This window comes from Stutzerimonas chloritidismutans, from assembly GCF_051486945.1.
GTDB classification, from domain to species: Bacteria; Pseudomonadota; Gammaproteobacteria; order Pseudomonadales; family Pseudomonadaceae; genus Stutzerimonas; species Stutzerimonas chloritidismutans_B.
The window spans coordinates 563,248-581,537 of the sequence record NZ_JAHVDX010000004.1 but is presented as its reverse complement, the minus strand read 5'-3'; the positions used below and the strand labels follow the sequence as shown (position 1 = coordinate 581,537).

Sequence of the window (18,290 nt, the reverse complement as noted above, 5' to 3'; positions counted from 1 at the left end):
GGCCGGAATGCCGCCAGGCCTCTTTACGGGGCGATCCTGGCTCTGCTAGGTTCGCTCCATTACCACCTTCCCTGGTATTGATCTGATGTCCTCCCACGCTCGCAGCCCTCTTTCAGCGAAGCCAGCCGGTCTCGGCGCGGCGCGGCTGTGCGCAATCGCACCACCCCCATCTGTCGTTGCCGTTCCGGCAATCGCGCCACCACCTCAGGTGGTAGCGCTGGGCTGATCCGCCCACTTCACAGCTTCAGCCTCGTCACTTCGGCCTTCGAGAGCCGAAGCACATGCTTGCTTGTCCGCGGCTGAGGCCTGTTTCGATTCGACAGGTGATGATTCATGAACTTCAACAAATCGGTTTGGACGTCCTATGGCGTCATGACGCTCTTCGTGTTGCTTTGGGGCAGCGCCGCCATCTTTACCCGCTGGGGTCTGGACCATGGCACCCCGTTCGCCTTACTGATCGTGCGGTTCACGTTGGCACTGGGCGCGGTCGTCTGCATAGGACTTTATCGGGGCCGTTTGTGGCCTGTTCCGGGCTCCGGCCCGCTGGTCCTGGTCACCGGCTTTTTGATGGTCGGTTGTTATTCGATCTGCTACTTCCAGGCCATGGCATTCGGTATCACGCCGGGCGTCATGGCGACACTGCTGGGTGTTCAGCCGATCCTCACGCTGCTGTTACTCGAGCGCCGTTTCTCACCGCTACGCCTTGCAGGATTGTTGTTGGCACTGGTTGGGTTATCAGCGGTCGTGTTCCAGAGCCTGGTGCTGGCGCGTTTCTCAATTTACGGCATGCTGTTCGCCGCGGGAGCACTGCTGTGCATGACGTTCGGTGCGATTTTCCAACGCCGCATACGTCAAAGTCCGGTCGAGGTGCTGCCCCTGCAGTACGCGGCGAGCGTGGTGCTGTGCTTGCTGTTCGTGCCTTTTCAGCCCGTACGATTCGAGGCGGTAGTGGGGTTCGTCGTACCGGTCCTATGGCTGGGCCTGGTCATTTCGGTTGCGGCGCAGTTGTTGCTGTACCGGATGATCCAGACCGGCAATTTGGTCAATGTCACCAGCTTGTTCTATCTGGTGCCCGTCGTGACCGTGGGAATGGACTATCTGTTCCTCGGTAATGCCTTGTCGCGTCTCGGGCTTTTAGGCATGGGAGCGATATTGGTGGGCCTGGCGCTGGTGTTCAGAGCCGCACCTCAGCAGCGGTCCTGAGGCGTGAGCCAGGCAGCCGATCGGCTGCCTGGCTCACGCGGCTGCGTTCAGGTCACCACGCGATAGCAGGGCTCGTACGGGCGCCCGCCCGGGAGCTTCATGCGGTGCTGCTCGACGAATGCCTGGAGCAGCTCGTCGAGCGGCTTCATGATCGTCGGGTGGCCGTGAATCTCGTAACGCCCGTATTGCTCGATGCGGCGGATGCCCTTGTCCTTCACGTTGCCGGCCACGATGCCCGAGAAGGCGCGGCGCAGGTTCGCTGCCAGGATGTGCGGCGGCACTTCATGGGTGAGTTGAAGGCTGGCCATGTTCTCGTGGGTCGGATCGAAGGGGTGCTGGAAGCCTTCGTCGATTTTCAGCAGCCAGTTGAAATGGAAGGCGTCGTTGCGCTCGCGACGGAATTGCTTGACTGCCTTGAGCCCCTCGGCCATCTGCCGCGCGACCTCGGCCGGGTCGTCGATGATGACCTGATAGAGCTTCTGCGCCTCATCGCCGAGCGTGGCGCCGACGAAGTCACGCAGTTGCCGCAGGTAAGGCGCGGCGCTTTCCGGCCCGGTGAGGATGACAGGGAAGGGCAGCTCGCGGTTATCCGGGTGCAGCAGAATCCCGAGCAAATAGAGAAATTCTTCCGCGGTGCCGACGCCACCCGGAAAGATGATGATGCCGTGACCGACTCGCACGAAGGCTTCCAGGCGCTTCTCGATGTCGGGCAGGATCACCAGCTCGTTGACGATCGGGTTCGGCGCCTCGGCGGCGATGATGCCCGGCTCGGTCAGCCCGAGGTAGCGCCCGCCATTGATGCGCTGCTTGGCATGGGCAATGGTCGCGCCCTTCATCGGGCCCTTCATCACGCCCGGGCCGCAGCCGGTGCAGATGTCCAGCTTGCGCAGGCCCAGCTCATGGCCGACGCGCTTGCTGTATTTGTATTCCTCGGTACTGATCGAGTGGCCGCCCCAGCACACCACCATGTTCGGCTCGACACCCGGGCGCAGGGTGCGGGCGTTGCGCAGCAGGTGGAAGACATAGTCAGTGATGCCCTGCGAACTGGTGAGGTCGATGCGCGGGCTGCCCAGTTCGCTTTCGGTGTAGACGATGTCGCGCAGCGCGCTAAAGAGCATCTCGCGCGTGCTGGCGATCATCTCGCCGTCGACGAAAGCGTCGGCCGGAGCATTGAGCAGCTCCAGTCGCACACCGCGATCCTGTTGATGGATGCGCACTTCGAAATCGTCGTAGGCCTCCAGAATCGTTTTGGCATTGTCGATGCGCGCGCCGGTATTGAGGATCGCCAGCGCACATTGCCGAAACAGCGTGTAGGTGCTGCCGGAGCCGGCTTCGCTGAGCTGCTGTACTTCGCGTTGGGAAAGGGTTTCCAGGCTGCCCTTGGGGCTCACCGAGGCATTGATTACATAGCGTGAGGTCATTGTTCTATTCCCTTGAACCCATGCGAGCCTGGCTGCATGGGAATGGTAGGCGCCGGCGCCGATGGCGGCGACGCGGAAATCAGGTCGTGAGTGCTGCGCAGGGTTCGGCCGATCGGCCCGCCAGGTGGGCAACAGGGAGCATGTGCGTTGCGTCGACCGCTCGCGCCGGCCCGCAGCGAGTGGTGTAAACCGGCTTTACTTGACGCCGCACCGGCGATTTCGTTCCTTGCCGGCTTCGCAGGGAGTTGAGTCGTGGGCATTCGCGCGTTCCGCCTGGCCATCCGTGTCATGAGCTTCGACATCATGTATGGCCGTTTGATTGCACGGTGGTCGCGATCACATCGCAGGCGGGCACCGTCAGAAGGCAAACGGCAGGGCGCTGTGGCAGTCCCGGCGGGCGCGGAGCAGGCGGCCAAACTCGTCGGGCTCCTTGATAAGCACCGACTGGCCGGCGAAAGCTTGCTTTGCGATCAGGCGCGACAGCCAGAAGCGCACGCAGGCGACACGCAGCATAGGCCGCCACAATTCGGCCTCAGCAGGGCTGAAGCGACGCAAGGCGGAGTAGGCCGCTAGCAGCGCCTGGCTGCGCTCCTCGTCCAGCTCGCCATTGGGATGCGTACACCAGTCGTTCACAGCAATGGCGATGTCGTACAGCATTGGCCCGGAGCAAGCGTTATAGAAGTCGATCACGCCGCTCAGGTGGTTACCTTCGAACAGCACATTGTCTCTGAACAGATCGGCGTGCAGGTTGGCGCGAGGCAGGGCAAGGATTTTCGGCTTGAGTTCGGCGATCTCGGCCAGGCTGTCGCGCAGCAGCGCAAGCTCGTCGTGTGGCAGGCTCATGGCAAGGGCAGGTCCTTCCTGTTGCATCCAGTCCAGGCCGCGGTCGCTGCGTCGCTCGAGAATCTGCGCCTGCGTCGCCACGTGCAGCCGCGCCAGTAACCGACCTACTTCCGCGCAGTGGTGCGGGTTCGGCGAGGTGACATGTTTGCCGGCGAGCCGCGGCTGCAGCAACGCCGGCTTGTCGGCAAGGCTGCGCAGCGCGTCGCCGGTGCCTGTGCGAAGCGCGAAAGGCACCGGCAGGCGGGCCTGGTGTAGCACGTCGAGCAATTCGATGAAGAATGGCAGGTCGTCGACCGGCCCGCGCTCGACCAGCGTCAGCACGTATTCGCCGCGCTCCATGCTAACGAAGAAGTTGCTGTTCTCGCTGCCGGCAGCGATGCCCTCGAACTCGCGCAGCCGGCCAAGGCCATAGGGCGCGAGAAAGGCTTCCAGTTCGTCGCGTTGCAGGGGGGTGAAAACCGACATTCTGCTCGTTCCGTTATCCGTGGCTTACCAGCTGAAGATTTCCCAGGCGGGAATCAACATATCCGGCCTGTCGCTGCGGATGAAATTGCTGTCGCCGTCGGCGCGTACCAGGAAGTAAGGCTTGCCAGTCTTCGGAATAACTTTGACCGCATAAAGGAAGCCGTTGACGCGATATTCCTCGACGGTCCGTTCGCCTTCCTGACGGATGGTGACGTCCGGCTCGCCCTCGACCGACTCCTGAGCGAAGCCGCTCAGCGGCACCACAACCAGCAGGCTGGCCAGCAGCCAAGCTTTGATCGAACGCATGTTAACCTTGCCCCTTTGTCGACACGTTGTCCGGTGCATTCTAGCCCCGGACCCGCCGAAAAGGTTGATCCCGCTCATGAGCCAAGCCCCCCTCGTTCTGGTGGACGGTTCGTCCTACCTCTACCGCGCCTTTCACGCCCTGCCGCCGTTGACCACTTCGACCGGCAAGCCCACCGGCGCGGTGAAGGGCGTGCTGAACATGCTGCTGTCGCTGCGCCGGCAGTACCCAGACAGCCCCTTTGCGGTGGTCTTCGATGCGAAGGGCCCGACCTTCCGCGACACCATGTTCGCCGAGTACAAATCGCACCGGCCGCCGATGCCCGACGATCTGCGCTCCCAGGTCGAGCCGCTGCATGCCAGCGTGCGCGCCCTGGGCATGCCGCTGCTGTGTGTGGAAGGGGTCGAAGCCGATGACGTCATCGGCACCCTGGCGCGTCAGTGTGCCGCGCTCAAGCGCGACGTGATCATCTCCACCGGCGACAAGGACATGGCCCAGCTGGTCTGCCCGCACGTCACGCTGGTCAACACCATGACCGGCAGCGTGTACGACATTGAAGGCGTGAAGAACAAGTTCGGCGTCGGCCCGGAGCTGATCATCGACTTCCTCGCGCTGATGGGCGACAAGGTCGACAACATCCCGGGCGTGCCCGGCGTCGGTGAGAAGACCGCCTGTGGCCTGCTCAACGGCATTGAGGGCGGCATCAAGGGGCTCTACGAGAACCTTGAAAAGGTCTGTGAGCTGCCGATCCGCGGCGCCAAGTCGCTGGCCGCCAAGCTCGAAGAGCATCGCGACGCCGCGTTCATGTCCTACGAGCTGGCCGCCATCAAGATCGACGTCCCGCTAGATGTAGAGGTCGGCGACCTGATGCCCGGCGAGCCGCACCGCGAAGCCTTGATTGCGCTGTACCGGGAGCTGGAGTTCAAGAACTGGCTCGACGAGTTGCTGCGCGAGGCCAAGGCTGCTGGCGAAGACTGCGAGGTGCAGCCCGAGGGCTGCTCGATTCAGGCTGAAGCCGAGTACAGCACGATTTTCGAGCAGGCCGATTTCGACGCCTGGCTCGAGCGCTTAAAGGCTGCGGATTGCTTTGCCTTCGATACCGAAACCACCAGCCTCGATGCGCAGAAGGCGCAACTGGTCGGCGTCTCCTTTGCCATCGAGCCGGGCAAGGCCGGCTACGTACCGCTCGGCCACAGCTACATGGGCGTGCCGCAGCAGCTCGACCTCGACGCGGTGCTGGCTGCGCTCAAGCCGCTGCTCGAAGACCCGAACAAGCGCAAGATCTGCCAGCACGGCAAGTACGACATGAATGTGCTGATGCATTACGGCATCGAGATCCGCGGCATGACGTTCGACACCATGCTCGAATCCTACGTGCTCGACGCCACCGCCACGCGCCACGACATGGACAGCCTGGCGCTCAAATACCTGGGTCGCGGCACCATTCGCTTCGAGGACATCGCTGGCAAGGGTGCCAAGCAGCTGACCTTCGACCAGATCGCTGTCGAGCAGGCAGGGCCCTATGCTGCTGAGGATGCGGATGTCACCCTGCGCCTGCACCAGACGCTGATGGGCAAGCTGGAAGCCACGCCGTCGCTGCTCAAGGTCCTCAACGAAATCGAAATGCCGCTGGTGCCGGTGCTCGCGCGTATCGAGCGCAACGGCGCGCTGGTCGATGCCAATCTGCTCGGGCTGCAGAGCGTCGAGATTGGCAACAAGCTCGTCGAGCTGGAGCGCCAGGCGTTCGAAATGGCCGGCGAGGAATTCAACCTCGGTTCCCCCAAGCAGCTCGGCGCGATTCTGTATGACAAGCTTGGGTGCCCGGTGCTTTCAAAGACCGCCAGCGGGCAGCCATCCACCGCCGAAGCCGTACTCGCGGAGCTCGCCGAAAAAGACTATCCGCTGCCCAAGGTGATCATGCAGCACCGCTCGCTGAGTAAGCTCAAGGGCACCTACACCGACAAATTGCCTTTGCAGATCAATCCGCGCACCGGGCGCATCCACACGAGCTACCACCAGGCCGTGACGGCGACCGGGCGGCTTTCGTCGAGCGATCCGAACCTGCAGAACATCCCGATCCGCACGGCCGAGGGGCGGCGTATTCGCCAAGCCTTCGTCGCCGCGCCGGGGTACAAGCTGCTGGCGGCTGACTACTCACAGATCGAGCTGCGCATCATGGCGCACCTGGCTCAGGATGCCGGCCTGCTATACGCCTTCCAGAATGATCTGGACGTGCATCGCGCCACGGCGGCGGAGGTCTTCGGTGTCGAGCTGGATCAGGTCAGCAACGACCAGCGGCGTAGCGCCAAGGCCATCAACTTTGGCCTGATCTACGGCATGAGCGCCTTTGGCCTGGCCAAGCAGATCGACGTCGGTCGCGGCGAGGCGCAGGCCTACATCGACCGTTATTTTGCGCGTTACCCCGGTGTGCTCGCCTACATGGAGCGCACCCGCGCCCAGGCGGCTGAGCAGGGCTATGTCGAGACGCTGTTCGGGCGCCGGCTGTACCTGCCGGAGATCAACTCGAAGAACGGCGCCATGCGCAAGGGTGCCGAGCGCACCGCGATCAACGCACCGATGCAGGGCACCGCGGCCGACATCATCAAGCGCGCCATGATCGCCGTGGATAACTGGCTGCAGGCGAGCGGGCTGGATGCGCGCGTCATCCTCCAGGTGCACGATGAATTGGTCGTGGAGGTGCGTGAGGATCTGGTCGAGCAGGTTCGCGAGCAGATCATCCCGTTGATGAGCGGGGCGGCTCAGCTGGACGTGCCGCTGCTGGTCGAAGCCGGCGTCGGCAATAACTGGGACGAAGCGCACTAGAGCGGGGCCCCGCCAGGGCGAATGAAATTTTTTTCTTTTCGCGTTGAACTGATGGAGTCATCGGCCGGTCCTAGGCTACGAAGGGTGTAGAAGCCCTTCGATGCTCCTTGTTGTGTTAAGTGTTGGCAGATCTCTGGAAACGCTCTAGGCGTTCCGGACTTGGACCTCGAACTTCCCCCTCCCCCAACGAAGTTCGAGGTTTTTTTTCGTCTCGAGAAAAGTCGCGGGTCGCAAGAAGGGCATGGTGACGGGTCGTAAGCAGAGCTTGCACCTATAGAAGCGAGCGCGTGGCGCGTGCGACCGGCTCGGGCATGGCTTTTTGTAGGAGCGGGCTCTGCCCGCGACCTGGGTCTGCGAGGTAACGGCGCACCGCGCGATGAACGTCAGGGCAGTTGGAGCCCGCCTCCGGCCTTGTGCAGCGCCCGCAGGTGGGTGCCGATCTGTGCCAGGTTGGCCTCAACGGCGTCCAGTTCGTCTTGGCGCGCCTTACCAAGCAGGCGGCGCACTTCTTCGTTCAACGTTTCGGTCAGCTGGTTCAGGCGCGCCTGTCGTGCGCTGCTTTCCTGCTCCAGGCGCTGCCATTCGTTGGCCAGGGGCAGGCCATAGCCTCTATTGTCGAGCAACTGCGCCGGCTGGCTCAGGAAGCCGCTGTTAGCGAGGATCCCCTGCAGGGTTTCGTCCGCCTTGGCCAGGCTGGCGTCGCCGCGGCCGCCCAGATAGCGATTTTTAAGCTCCTCCTGAGCGAGCAGAAGATGCCGGCGTAAGGCCGCCTGCTCCACCAGTAGCAGGGCGGCGCTTGCGCGCAGGTCGGCTTTGGCGATCCAGGGGCGACGTTCTATAGCTGGTAGGTCCAGCCACTGTTCGACGTCGGTCTGCGGCAGGCCGAGGCGCTTGCTCATCACGGCAAACATTGCCTGGTAGCGGTCGCGGTAGGAGTCGAAGCGATAGCCAAGGCGCAGCGCTTCGTGCGGATCGTCGAGCACGCTGGCGTCGGCCAGCCCGCGGTTGATGAGGATCTCCAGCAAGCCGCTGGGCAGGATGCTGTCCAGCGCGCTGAGTTCAGGCCGGGCGGTGCCGCTGCGCAGCAGCTTGAGCGTTTCGACTGCGCAATTGTTGGAGAGGAAGTAGTAGTCGCCGTCGTAGCTCCAATGCATTTCGGCGCTGCGCGTGACCAGCCGCTCGATTTCGTCGCGCGCCAGTTTGAGCGGGACCGAGGCAAGGCTGCGCAGCTCCACCTTGGTGTATTCATCGATCACCTGGTCCAGTGGCAGCACGAACAGCCGAGAGGGGTAGACGCCGGTAAGACCGTCCCAACTCGATAGCTGCAGGTCTCCGACGAAGGCGCGAAAGGACAGTACCAGGTGCTGATCCAGGTCGAGCCTGCAATCCGGCCCGCGGGGACGTCCTGGCGCGCAGATGACCAGGCGCAGCATGCTGTGGCCCCAGCGGCTGACCCAGGCGTCGTTGGCTTCTGCGAACAGGTAGTCGACCGCGTAGACGCGTTCGGGGTCGAGCTTGACCAGCGGCGTGCGTGCAAAGTCGTGCCCGGCGTTGAGGATCGGCAAGCCTACACCGCAGTCGGGCTGGCCGGCCGGTTGCCAGCCGAAGTGCTCGCTAAAGTAGCGATGCAGCAATGGGCGGCGGCAGGCAAAGCGGGGATCGAGCAGGAAATATTCGAGGTTCACCGCGACGAATTCGAGCGGGCTGGTCAGCTCATAACTGTCCGGGCTGCGCGCTTGCTGTGCATTGGCTCGCTCGCGCTCGCCGCGCTGGCCAACGCGTTGCGGCCATCCGGCCAGGTCGAGCAGGTGCGGATCGTCACTGAGGGTGAAGCGCCGTTCGGTCTGGCCGCGGCAGGCATCCGGCAGGCCGACCGGGCCGAGGCTCTGAGCGCGGCTGCGGCACAAGCCGAACTCGCGACGTTCTTCCAGTGACCAGAGGCGCGCGCGGTCATAGAGATGACCGAGCTCGTGAATCAGGGTTGCCAGCAGCTCGCGGCGAACCGTGCCGTGCGGGCGTTGGGTGCGTTGCGTGGCCGCGCCGCCGTCGGTCAGCGATGGCAGCAGACGTCGGTTGAGCAGGATCAGGTTGCCACCCGCGCTGCCGTAGGCTTCGTGCGCTAGTCCGTCATGCCAACGTACGCGGACGTTGTGGTCGAGGCGCTCGGCCATACGCGGCGGCAAGGCTGCCATGGCTTCGCTGATCAGCGCCTGGCTAGCGGCTCGTTCGGCAGGGGTGAGGTCACGCGAATCCAGCGTCAGCCGCAGGTCGGCCTGGCACAGGGTGGCAAAGGCACCGAGCAGGATGCCCAGCCACCAGCTGCGCGAGGTGCTCACTGTGCGAGGATGGTTTCGGCCAGGGCCTGGTCGCTGGCCTGGCGCGCCTCGGGGAAGCGGCTGCGCAGCGCGCCGAAAGCGGCCTCAAGGCGGGCGCTGCGGATGTCGCCTTCGCTGGCGACGAAGCCGGCGGCATCGTCCTGGGCTTCGCGCACGATCTTCATGTCGCTGATGCGGCTGGTCACGTCGGAGGTGAAGTTGATGCTGCGATCCAGGGCGTTGACCAGGATGTTGCTGGTGGCGACCAGCGTCTGCGCCTGTACGGCACCCGCGAAGAGGGCCAGCGCGACGGGCAGGGTGATCAGGGTGGGCTTCATAGTGTACTCATGAAAACGGTTGGGTCATTGGACGAGGATCGCCTCGGCCAGTTCAAGATCGCCTGCCGCCAGGTCCGGGTGCTCGGCGCGCAACCAGTGCAGCGCCGCTTCCAGGCGCGCGCTGCGCCACTGGCCATGGCTGGCGACGAAGCGTGCCGCGTCGTCGCGGGAGTCACGGATCAGCTTGTTGTCGAAGGGGGCGCTGGTCACCTGGCTGGCGACATAGCTGGAGGCGACGACGGCACCGGTCAGGCTATCGAAGGCCTGAGCGCTGCCGCATAGGCAACAGCCGACAAGAGCGAGGTAGAGCGAACGCATGCGAATCCTGGCGTCTGAAACGAACGGGCGCCAAGGCTAGCGAAACGCCGGTACCGGGACCAGCGCTGCGCTCGCGGAAATTCCGTTCAGAGCGCCAAGATAGCGCCGGCGAGTTCCAGGTCGCTCGCCTGCAGCGCCGGGGCCTGCTGGCGGATGTGCTGCAGGGCCGCTTCGAGCTCGGCACCGCGGGCTTCGCCATTGCTGGCAACGAAGCGGGCGGCATCGTCGCGGGCATCGCGTACCAGCTTGTTGTCACCAACGTTGGAGGTGATGTCGGAGGTGCCTTCGATGGTATTCACCAGCGACCCACCAATCGCATCGAGGGTGCCGGTGACGCTCCCGGCCGAGGCAGTACCCGCGGCCAGGCAGGCTGCGGTGGCGATAGACAACAGATATTTGTTCATAGCGTTCTCCAGGCTAGATACGGCGCCCTGCCGATAGCCGCTTCGACCGCCGGGCGAGGGTGCCGTTCAGCTTGGCAGCCGAGGTAATCGCCGGTAAAGCGTTGCGTCAGCGCCAGAAGGGTTTGTTCAGTTCGTCCTGTCGTTCGCTGTGGCTGATGCCGACGTCGGCCAGTTGGCGCTCGTCCAGCGCCGCCAGCTGCTGCCGCGTGCGGGCACGTTGCTGCCAGAGCCTGAGCAGGTGTGCGATCCGGCGCAGTGAGGGCAGGCTGATCGTCGGTGAGTCTCGCTCCAGTACGCGTTCCACGTGCCGCTCCTTCCCGCATTCGGCGGGGATGGGGTATGGGCAAACAGGTTCGCGTGCCGGGCTGTTGCGCAACAGTCACAGGCGAGGGGAATTGTGCGGGTGCAGTCGCGTGTGGCGGGCAACTGTACTGCTTTGCGGTCGAGAAACTGTTCAGCGCAACGGCCGGGCCGGCTCGCTGCTGGGCGCGCTGAGCATGTTCACGGGGCGGATCTCGACATCGCGCGTGAGATACATCATTTGCTGTTCACGGAAGTGCTGCATATGTGGCAGAGCGTTGTGTGCCTCCAGATGCGCCGCGGATTGCCAGACCTCGAAGAAGATGAACAGCGTCGGGTCTGCCGCATCGCGCAGCATGTGGTACTCGATGCAGCCCGCTTCGGCCCGGCTGGCGGCGACGTAGCGGCTGAAGAGCGCTTCGAACTTGGCGGATTTTTCTGGCCGGGTGTGGGTGTGGAGGATGAAGGCGCAGCGGTCGTTCATGGAGAGCTCCAAGTCTGAGGTCGCTCAGCCTAGCGTAGGCGCGCGCCCACCATTCATGACTTCCAGTCAAAAGCCATTTGCCAGCGCCGCTCTGGATCGCCCTGGTGCTGATCGTTAGGCTGCTCGCCATTCTGATTCGTGGAGCGTTATTCATGACCAACATCCTGCTTCTCAACGGTGGTAAGCGGTTCGCCCATTCCGAGGGCCAATACAACGCGACCCTCCATCAGACTGCGCTGAGCCTGCTCGATCGCGCCGGCTTCGACGTCAAGCAAACCCAGATCGACGCGGGTTACGACCTGGCCGAAGAAATCGCCAAGTTTCTCTGGGCGGACGTGATCATCTATCAGATGCCCGGCTGGTGGATGGGCGCGCCTTGGACGGTGAAGCAATACCTCGACGAGGTGTTCACCGAGGGCCACGGCAGCCTCTATGCCAACGACGGGCGCACGCGCGCCGATGCCTCGCAGAAATACGGCAGCGGCGGGCTGTTGCAGGGCAAGCAGTACATGATTTCGGCGACCTGGAACGCGCCGCAACAGGCCTTCGACGATCCCTCCGATTTCTTCGAAGGCAAGGGCGTGGACGCGGTGTACTTCCCGTTCCACAAGGCCAACCAGTTCCTTGGCATGACGAGTCTGCCGACGTTCCTGTGCGACGACGTCATGAAGCGCCCGGCCATCGAAGCCGATATCAAGCGCTACGAAACGCACCTGGCTTCGGTGCTGGGCATCTGATCCGACAAAACAAAGCCCCTCGCGGCGGCGCCGGGAGGGGCTTTGGTGTCGCGGTGTCGCTTATTCCACAGCCTTGACCATGTCCTCGACGACCTTCTTGGCGTCGCCGAAGACCATCATGGTCTTGTCCATGTAGAACAGTTCGTTATCCAGGCCGGCATAGCCGCTGGCCATGGAGCGCTTGTTGACGATGACCGTCTTGGCTTTGTAGGCCTCGAGGATCGGCATCCCGGCGATGGGCGACTTGGGATCGTTCTTCGCCGCCGGGTTGACCACGTCGTTGGCGCCGAGCACCAGCACCACGTCGGCCTGGCCGAACTCCGAGTTGATGTCCTCCATCTCGAAGACCTGCTCGTAGGGCACCTCGGCTTCGGCCAGCAGCACGTTCATATGCCCCGGCATGCGGCCGGCGACCGGGTGGATCGCGTATTTCACGGTCACGCCCATGTGCGTCAGCTTCTCGGCCAGCTCCATCAGCGCGTGCTGCGCGCGAGCCACCGCCAGGCCGTAGCCAGGGACAATGATCACGGTATCGGCGTTCGACAGCAGGAAGGCGGCGTCGTCGCTGGAGCCGGATTTCACCGGACGCTGCTCCTTGCTGCCGGCCGCCGGTCCGGCATCGGCGTCGGCACCGAAGCCGCCGAGGATCACGTTGAAGAACGAGCGATTCATCGCCTTGCACATGATGTACGAGAGGATCGCGCCGCTCGAACCGACCAGGGAACCGGCGATGATCAGCATCGAGTTGTTCAGCGAGAAACCGATCCCGGCCGCCGCCCAGCCCGAGTAGCTGTTGAGCATCGACACCACCACCGGCATGTCCGCGCCGCCGATGGGGATGATGATCAGCACGCCGATCACGAAAGCCAGCGCCACGAGGATCATGAACGCGGTGAAATTGCCGCTGAAGGTGTAGAGCAGGCCCAGCACCAGAATCGCCACGCCGACAGCGAGGTTGACCTTGTGCTGGTTGGCGAACACCACCGGCGCGCCCTGGAACAGGCGGAACTTGTATTTGCCCGAGAGCTTGCCGAAGGCGATCACCGAACCGGAGAAGGTGATGGCACCGATGGCCGCGCCGAGGAAGAGCTCCAGACGGTTACCGGCCGGAATCGGATAGCCGAGCGCCTGGACGATGCCCAGCGATTGCGGCTCGAGCACGGCGGCGATGGCAATGAATACCGCCGCCAGGCCGATCATGCTGTGCATGAAGGCGACCAGCTCGGGCATCTTGGTCATCTCGACGCGTTTGGCCATCAGCGTACCGATGCTGCCGCCGATCAACAGGCCAAGGACGATGAAGCCCAGGCCGCTCCAGGGGCTGGCGCTCTCAGCCAGCTGTGAGCCGAGCTTGAACACCAGGAATACCGTGGTGACCACGGCGATGCCCATGCCGACCATGCCGAACAGGTTGCCGCGGCGCGAAGTAGTGGGGTGCGACAGGCCTTTGAGGGCCTGGATGAAGCTCACCGAAGCGACGAGGTAGAGCAGGGTGATCAGGTTCATGCTCATGGCTTGGCCTCCGCCTTGGCGCCAGCAACGGCACGCTCCTTCTTCTTGAACATTTCCAGCATGCGGCGGGTGACGAGGAAGCCACCGAAGACGTTGACCGCGGCCAGGGTCACGGCCAGGGTGCCCATCAGCTTGCCCATCGGCGTGACGGTCAGCGCAGCGGCCAGCATGGCGCCGACGATGACGATCGCGGAGATGGCGTTGGTGACCGCCATCAGCGGTGTATGCAGCGCCGGGGTGACGTTCCAGACCACGTGGTAGCCGACGTAGATCGCCAGCACGAAGATGATCAGGTTGTAGATGCCATCGGATATCAGGTCCATCGTTCGGGCTCCCTTAAGCGTTGGTGCGCACGACCTGGCCATCGCGGCACATCAGGCACGCGGCGACGATGTCGTCTTCAAGATTGAGCTGGAACTTGGCTTCGCCATCGATCACCAGCTTGAGGAAGTCCAGCAGGTTGCGGGCGTATAGCGCCGAGGCATCCGCCGGCACGAGGGTCGCCAGGTTGGTGTAGCCAACCAGGGTCACGCCGTGCTTGACCACCACCTGATCGGCTTCGGTCAATGGACAGTTACCGCCCTGAGAGGCGGCGAGGTCGATCACCACCGAACCGGGCTTCATCTGCTGCACGGTTTCTTCCTGCAGCAGCGTCGGTGCCTTGCGGCCCGGAATCAGCGCGGTGGTGATGATGATGTCGGCCTGCTTGGCACGTTCATGCACGGCCTGGGCCTGACGTGTCATCCAGGACGCCGGCATCGGACGGGCATAGCCACCGACGCCTTCGGCGCATTCGCGCTCTTCGTCGGTCTCGAACGGCACGTCGACGAACTTGGCGCCAAGGGACTCGATCTGCTCCTTCACCGCCGGACGCACGTCCGAGGCTTCGATCACCGCACCCAGGCGCTTGGCCGTGGCAATGGCCTGCAGCCCGGCGACACCAGCGCCAAGGATCAGCACGCGCGCGGCCTTCACCGTCCCGGCGGCGGTCATCAGCATCGGCATGAAGCGCGGATATTGGTTGGCCGCGACCATCACCGCCTTGTAGCCGGCGATGTTGGCCTGGGAGGAGAGCACGTCGAGGCTCTGCGCGCGGGACGTACGCGGCGCGGCCTCCAGGGCGAAGGCGGTGACGCCGCGTTCGGCCATGCGTGCGATGTTGTCATTGTCGAAGGGATTGAGCATGCCGATCAGAGCCGTACCGGGCGCGATCTGCGCCAGTTCGGTCTCGCTCGGTGCGTTCACCTTCAGCAGGATCTCTGCTGCGAACGCCGCAGCGGCATCGGCGATGGTGGCGCCTGCCGCCTCGAAGGCACTGTCCGGAATACTGGCCTGTACGCCAGCTCCGCTCTGCACCGTCACCCGATGCCCTTGCCCGATCAGCTTCTTGATGGTTTCCGGTGTCGCGGCGACGCGCGTTTCACCGGGCCTGGTTTCGAGAGGAACACCAATGTGCATTGTTCTTGTTCTCCTGCTGGATCGTCGCCTGCGGTCCTGCCGGTCGACCGGCCATGAATCGCTGGCGTTACGTTTCGCCCGACCACTGCGGATGGCGGTCGAGCGTGGATCGGCTACGGCCCTCGCATCCAGGCAAAGCCCGGTGCGGCGCGGCATTCTGCAAGGACTGAAAAAATCAAACAACTGTTTTAACGTGAACGCAAGTGTGGCGGTTCGTTCACAATGTGACCGTTAGGTTGCTCCGCATCGCTGCAGGCCGCGTCGGTATTGGATTCGACCTTCGTCTAAGGTTCCATGCCGGGTTGTGCGCGGCGCAATCATGAATGACGGCCCATAGACGCGGTATTCGCCTGCGGCCTTGTCTATATTCGACCTTGGTGCCGGTTACGCGATTGACCGCGGCCAGCCGCACGTTAAATTCCGCGCACGGTTTGCAATGTCATGCATTCCCTGTAGTCCATAGCTGTTGGCCGCGCCAGGATCGGACCGCCGGCCATCCCCATGCGCACGCTCTGCGAGAAAATAGCCGGCATGACCGAATTGAACGTGAACGAGATGACCTTGCTCGAGGAGCCGCTGCCACGGCGGTTGCCTTTCGCCTTCGCCCGCCGCCACGGCGTGCTGCTGCTGGAGCGTCCCGAGGGCTTGCGCCTGTGTGCGCGTGAAGGTGCGCCGCTGACCGCACTGCAGGAGGCGCAGCGCGTCGCCGGTGGGCCGCTGGCGATGCAGTGGCTGGCGCAGGACGAGTTCGAGCAGGCCCTGAGCTCGGCCTATCAGCACGATTCGTCCGCGGCGATGCAGATGGTCGAGGGCCTGGGCAACGAGATGGACCTGCACAGCCTGGCCGACCAGATCCAGGAAACCGAGGATCTGCTCGAGCAGGAGGACGACGCGCCGATCATTCGGCTGATCAACGCGATCCTCGGCGAGGCGATCAAGGAAAACGCCTCGGACATCCACGTCGAGACCTTCGAGAAACGACTGGTGATCCGCTTTCGCATCGACGGCATCCTGCGCGAGGTGGTGCAGCCCAAGCGTGAGCTGGCGGCGCTGCTGGTCTCGCGGATCAAGGTCATGGCGCGATTGGACATCGCCGAAAAGCGCATCCCGCAAGACGGCCGCATCTCCCTGCGGGTCGGCGGGCGCGAGGTGGACATCCGCGTCTCGACGCTGCCTTCGGCCAACGGCGAGCGCGTGGTGCTGCGCCTGCTCGACAAGCAGGCCGGACGCCTGACGCTGCGCCACCTGGGCATGAGCGACCGCGACCGCAAGGTGATGGAACAGGCGGTGCAGAAACCGCACGGCATCATCCTCGTCACCGGCCCGACCGGCTCGGGCAAGACCACCACGCTCTATGCCAGCCTGGTCACGCTCAACGACCGCACGCGCAACATCCTCACCGTCGAGGACCCCATCGAATACAACCTCGAGGGCATCGGCCAGACCCAGGTCAACACCAAGGTCGACATGACCTTCGCCCGCGGCCTGCGCGCCATCCTCCGTCAGGACCCGGACGTGGTGATGGTCGGCGAGATCCGTGACCAGGAAACCGCCGACATGGCGGTGCAGGCGTCGCTCACCGGCCACCTGGTGCTCTCGACCCTGCACACCAACAGTGCCATTGGCGCGGTTACGCGCCTGGTGGACATGGGCGTCGAGCCCTTTCTCATCTCCTCGTCGCTGCTTGCCGTGCTGGCCCAGCGCCTCGTACGCGTGCTGTGTAATGACTGCAAACGCCCCTACGTGGCCGACGAGGCCGAATGCGCGTTGTTCGGGCTCGACCCAAGCGAGGCGCCGACGCTGTATCACGCTGAGGGTTGCGATGTGTGCCGCCAGCTCGGCTACCGCGGCCGGACGGGTATCTACGAGTTGGTGATGTTCGACGATGCCCTGCGCAGCATGATCCATACCCGCGCGCCCGAGCAGGACATGCTGCGCCACGCGCGCCGGCTGGGACCAAGCATTCGTGACGACGGCCTGCGCAAGGTGCGAGAGGGCGTGACGACCATCGAGGAAGTGTTACGCGTCACACGTGAGGAGTGAGATGAAAGCCAATGATTGGCGCTCGGACAGGGCGGTCGCCGTGCAACCTCATGAGCCGATTCGGATGATTGGCTGCGGTGTGCTGATGTATGGGGCGCGTGGCTGATGGCAGCGTTCGAATACATCGCGCTCGACCCCCGCGGCCGCGAACAGAAGGGGCTGATCGAGGCGGACAGTGCGCGTCAGGCTCGCCAGCTTCTGCGTGAAAAGCAGTGGTCCCCGCTTGAGGTCAAGCAGGCCAAGGCCAAGGAGGACAGCGGCGGCGCAGGTTTCTCGTTTGGTCGCGGGCTGTCGGCACGCGACCTGGCGCTGGTCACCCGGCAGCTGGCGACCCTGGTACAGGCGGCGTTGCCGATCGAGGAGGCATTGCGTGCGGCGGCGGCTCAGTCCGCTTCGCAGAAGATCAAGTCGATGCTGCTGGCGGTCCGGGCGCGCGTCATGGAAGGCCATAGTCTGGCGGGTTCGTTACGTGAATACCCGTCCGCGTTTCCCGAGCTGTATCGCGCCACTGTCGCCGCCGGCGAACACGCCGGGCACCTGGGGCTGGTGCTTGACCAGCTGGCCGACTACACCGACCAGCGCCAGCAATCACGGCAGAAAATCCAACTGGCGCTGCTCTACCCGGTGATCTTGCTGGTGGCCTCGTTGGCGATTGTCATCCTTCTGCTGGGCTACGTGGTGCCGGATGTGGTGAAGGTTTTCGTCAACACCGGGCAACAACTGCCGGCACTGACCACCGGGCTGATCGCAGTGAGCGAGGCGGTGCAGCGCTGGGGCTGGTTGATGCTGGTGGTGATCGTGGTAACGGGCCTGGGCGTGCGACAGGCGCTGCGCGACCAGGGCATCCGGCGGCGCTGGCATGCTGTGATCCTGCGCATTCCGTTGGTCGGGCGGCTGTCGCGGGCGACCAACACCGCGCGGTTCGCCTCGACCTTGGCGATCCTCACGCGCAGCGGCGTGCCGCTGGTGGATGCGCTCGGTATTGCGGCCGCGGTGATCGCCAACTTGCGTATTCGCGACAAGGTCATCGAGGCGGCGCAACGCGTCCGTGAGGGCGGCAGCCTGACGCGAGCGCTGGACGCGACGGGCGAGTTTCCGCCGATGATGCTGCACATGATCGCGAGCGGTGAGAAGTCCGGCGAGCTGGATCAGATGCTCGCCCGCACCGCGCGCAACCAGGAGAACGACCTGGCTGCGCAGATCTCGCTGATGGTGGGGCTGTTCGAACCCTTCATGCTGGTGTTCATGGGGGCCGTGGTATTGGTGATCGTGCTGGCGATCCTGCTGCCGATCCTTTCTCTCAATCAACTGGTGGGCTAGTG

General features: G+C 64.0%; 17 protein-coding genes. 5 read left to right on the top strand and 12 right to left on the bottom strand.

Annotation, left to right across the window (positions count from 1 at the left end):
• Positions 1-333 precede the first annotated feature (333 nt).
• Positions 334-1,203 (top strand): DMT family transporter, encoded by an 870-nt coding sequence (locus KXR72_RS18070; protein ID WP_437422463.1) that lies wholly within the window; start codon positions 334-336, stop codon positions 1,201-1,203.
• 47 nt (positions 1,204-1,250) lie between these two features.
• Here the strand turns inward: KXR72_RS18070 and ppnN are convergent, their stop codons facing one another.
• The 3 genes from ppnN to KXR72_RS18055 all read right to left on the bottom strand — a co-directional run bounded on the left by ppnN (position 1,251) and on the right by KXR72_RS18055 (position 4,238).
• A complete protein-coding gene (gene ppnN / locus KXR72_RS18065; protein ID WP_437422462.1) occupies positions 1,251-2,624 on the bottom strand; it encodes a nucleotide 5'-monophosphate nucleosidase PpnN in 1,374 nt (457 codons plus the stop codon).
• 357 nt (positions 2,625-2,981) lie between these two features.
• Entirely contained in the window at positions 2,982-3,932 is a 951-nt protein-coding gene (locus KXR72_RS18060) for a homoserine kinase (protein WP_437422461.1), read from the bottom strand.
• Positions 3,933-3,956: 24 nt separating this feature from the next.
• On the bottom strand, positions 3,957-4,238 hold the full coding sequence (locus KXR72_RS18055; protein ID WP_437422460.1) for a DUF2782 domain-containing protein: 282 nt from the start codon (positions 4,236-4,238) through the stop codon (positions 3,957-3,959).
• A gap of 76 nt (positions 4,239-4,314) precedes the next feature.
• On the opposite strand from KXR72_RS18055, the gene polA reads away from it, so the two are divergent.
• A complete protein-coding gene (polA, locus tag KXR72_RS18050; protein ID WP_437422459.1) occupies positions 4,315-7,059 on the top strand; it encodes a DNA polymerase I in 2,745 nt (914 codons plus the stop codon).
• A 383-nt stretch (positions 7,060-7,442) separates the two neighbouring features.
• Here polA and KXR72_RS18045 read toward each other — a convergent pair whose 3' ends face one another.
• From KXR72_RS18045 to KXR72_RS18020, 6 genes are all read right to left on the bottom strand, one after another.
• Positions 7,443-9,371, bottom strand: a complete 1,929-nt coding sequence (locus KXR72_RS18045; RefSeq protein ID WP_437422521.1) for a DUF7844 domain-containing protein — start codon at positions 9,369-9,371, stop codon at positions 7,443-7,445.
• Positions 9,372-9,391: 20 nt separating this feature from the next.
• Positions 9,392-9,712, bottom strand: a complete 321-nt coding sequence (locus KXR72_RS18040) for a DUF2388 domain-containing protein (protein WP_437422458.1) — start codon at positions 9,710-9,712, stop codon at positions 9,392-9,394.
• A 24-nt stretch (positions 9,713-9,736) separates the two neighbouring features.
• Entirely contained in the window at positions 9,737-10,030 is a 294-nt protein-coding gene (locus tag KXR72_RS18035) for a DUF2388 domain-containing protein (protein ID WP_437422457.1), read from the bottom strand.
• 86 nt (positions 10,031-10,116) lie between these two features.
• Complete coding sequence (locus KXR72_RS18030) at positions 10,117-10,434, bottom strand: DUF2388 domain-containing protein (protein WP_437422456.1); 318 nt, start codon at positions 10,432-10,434, stop codon at positions 10,117-10,119.
• A 106-nt stretch (positions 10,435-10,540) separates the two neighbouring features.
• Positions 10,541-10,699: a DUF1127 domain-containing protein gene (locus KXR72_RS18025; RefSeq protein WP_437422520.1), complete on the bottom strand. Its 159-nt coding sequence runs from the start codon at positions 10,697-10,699 to the stop codon at positions 10,541-10,543.
• 189 nt (positions 10,700-10,888) lie between these two features.
• Positions 10,889-11,218, bottom strand: coding sequence for a putative quinol monooxygenase (locus KXR72_RS18020; RefSeq protein ID WP_437422455.1), 330 nt, complete (start codon positions 11,216-11,218; stop codon positions 10,889-10,891).
• A gap of 152 nt (positions 11,219-11,370) precedes the next feature.
• Between KXR72_RS18020 and KXR72_RS18015 the strand changes: the two genes are divergently transcribed.
• Positions 11,371-11,955, top strand: coding sequence for an NAD(P)H-dependent oxidoreductase (locus tag KXR72_RS18015; protein ID WP_437422454.1), 585 nt, complete (start codon positions 11,371-11,373; stop codon positions 11,953-11,955).
• Positions 11,956-12,015: 60 nt separating this feature from the next.
• Here the strand turns inward: KXR72_RS18015 and KXR72_RS18010 are convergent, their stop codons facing one another.
• The 3 genes from KXR72_RS18010 to KXR72_RS18000 are packed head-to-tail and all read right to left on the bottom strand — an operon-like array spanning position 12,016 to position 14,925.
• Positions 12,016-13,467 carry an NAD(P)(+) transhydrogenase (Re/Si-specific) subunit beta gene (locus tag KXR72_RS18010; RefSeq protein WP_437422453.1) on the bottom strand — a complete coding sequence of 484 codons (1,452 nt, stop codon included), beginning with the start codon at positions 13,465-13,467 and terminating at the stop codon, positions 12,016-12,018.
• The gene (locus KXR72_RS18005) at positions 13,464-13,790 is read right to left on the bottom strand and encodes an NAD(P) transhydrogenase subunit alpha (RefSeq protein ID WP_243607259.1); all 327 of its coding nucleotides are present in this window, start codon (positions 13,788-13,790) and stop codon (positions 13,464-13,466) included. The genes KXR72_RS18010 and KXR72_RS18005 overlap by 4 nt, the downstream gene beginning before the upstream one ends.
• 13 nt (positions 13,791-13,803) lie before the next feature.
• Positions 13,804-14,925, bottom strand: a complete 1,122-nt coding sequence (locus KXR72_RS18000) for a Re/Si-specific NAD(P)(+) transhydrogenase subunit alpha (protein WP_437422452.1) — start codon at positions 14,923-14,925, stop codon at positions 13,804-13,806.
• Positions 14,926-15,456: 531 nt separating this feature from the next.
• Here KXR72_RS18000 and gspE point away from each other — a divergent pair.
• Positions 15,457-16,968, top strand: a complete 1,512-nt coding sequence (gene gspE / locus KXR72_RS17995) for a type II secretion system ATPase GspE (RefSeq protein ID WP_437422451.1) — start codon at positions 15,457-15,459, stop codon at positions 16,966-16,968.
• 105 nt (positions 16,969-17,073) lie between these two features.
• Positions 17,074-18,288, top strand: coding sequence for a GspF family T2SS innner membrane protein variant XcpS (gene xcpS, locus KXR72_RS17990; RefSeq protein WP_437422450.1), 1,215 nt, complete (start codon positions 17,074-17,076; stop codon positions 18,286-18,288).
• Positions 18,289-18,290: the final 2 nt, after the last annotated feature.

Bases quoted from the DNA above. Each gene is read 5' to 3' on its own strand.
- KXR72_RS18070 (WP_437422463.1), top strand. From the start codon at position 334: ATGAACTTCAACAAATCGGTTTGGACGTCCTATGGCGTCATGACGCTC.
- ppnN (WP_437422462.1), bottom strand. From the start codon at position 2,624: ATGACCTCACGCTATGTAATCAATGCCTCGGTGAGCCCCAAGGGCAGC.
- KXR72_RS18060 (WP_437422461.1), bottom strand. From the start codon at position 3,932: ATGTCGGTTTTCACCCCCCTGCAACGCGACGAACTGGAAGCCTTTCTC.
- KXR72_RS18055 (WP_437422460.1), bottom strand. From the start codon at position 4,238: ATGCGTTCGATCAAAGCTTGGCTGCTGGCCAGCCTGCTGGTTGTGGTG.
- polA (WP_437422459.1), top strand. From the start codon at position 4,315: ATGAGCCAAGCCCCCCTCGTTCTGGTGGACGGTTCGTCCTACCTCTAC.
- KXR72_RS18040 (WP_437422458.1), bottom strand. From the start codon at position 9,712: ATGAAGCCCACCCTGATCACCCTGCCCGTCGCGCTGGCCCTCTTCGCG.
- KXR72_RS18035 (WP_437422457.1), bottom strand. From the start codon at position 10,030: ATGCGTTCGCTCTACCTCGCTCTTGTCGGCTGTTGCCTATGCGGCAGC.
- KXR72_RS18030 (WP_437422456.1), bottom strand. From the start codon at position 10,434: ATGAACAAATATCTGTTGTCTATCGCCACCGCAGCCTGCCTGGCCGCG.
- KXR72_RS18020 (WP_437422455.1), bottom strand. From the start codon at position 11,218: ATGAACGACCGCTGCGCCTTCATCCTCCACACCCACACCCGGCCAGAA.
- KXR72_RS18015 (WP_437422454.1), top strand. From the start codon at position 11,371: ATGACCAACATCCTGCTTCTCAACGGTGGTAAGCGGTTCGCCCATTCC.
- KXR72_RS18010 (WP_437422453.1), bottom strand. From the start codon at position 13,467: ATGAGCATGAACCTGATCACCCTGCTCTACCTCGTCGCTTCGGTGAGC.
- KXR72_RS18005 (WP_243607259.1), bottom strand. From the start codon at position 13,790: ATGGACCTGATATCCGATGGCATCTACAACCTGATCATCTTCGTGCTG.
- KXR72_RS18000 (WP_437422452.1), bottom strand. From the start codon at position 14,925: ATGCACATTGGTGTTCCTCTCGAAACCAGGCCCGGTGAAACGCGCGTC.
- gspE (WP_437422451.1), top strand. From the start codon at position 15,457: ATGACCGAATTGAACGTGAACGAGATGACCTTGCTCGAGGAGCCGCTG.
- xcpS (WP_437422450.1), top strand. From the start codon at position 17,074: ATGGCAGCGTTCGAATACATCGCGCTCGACCCCCGCGGCCGCGAACAG.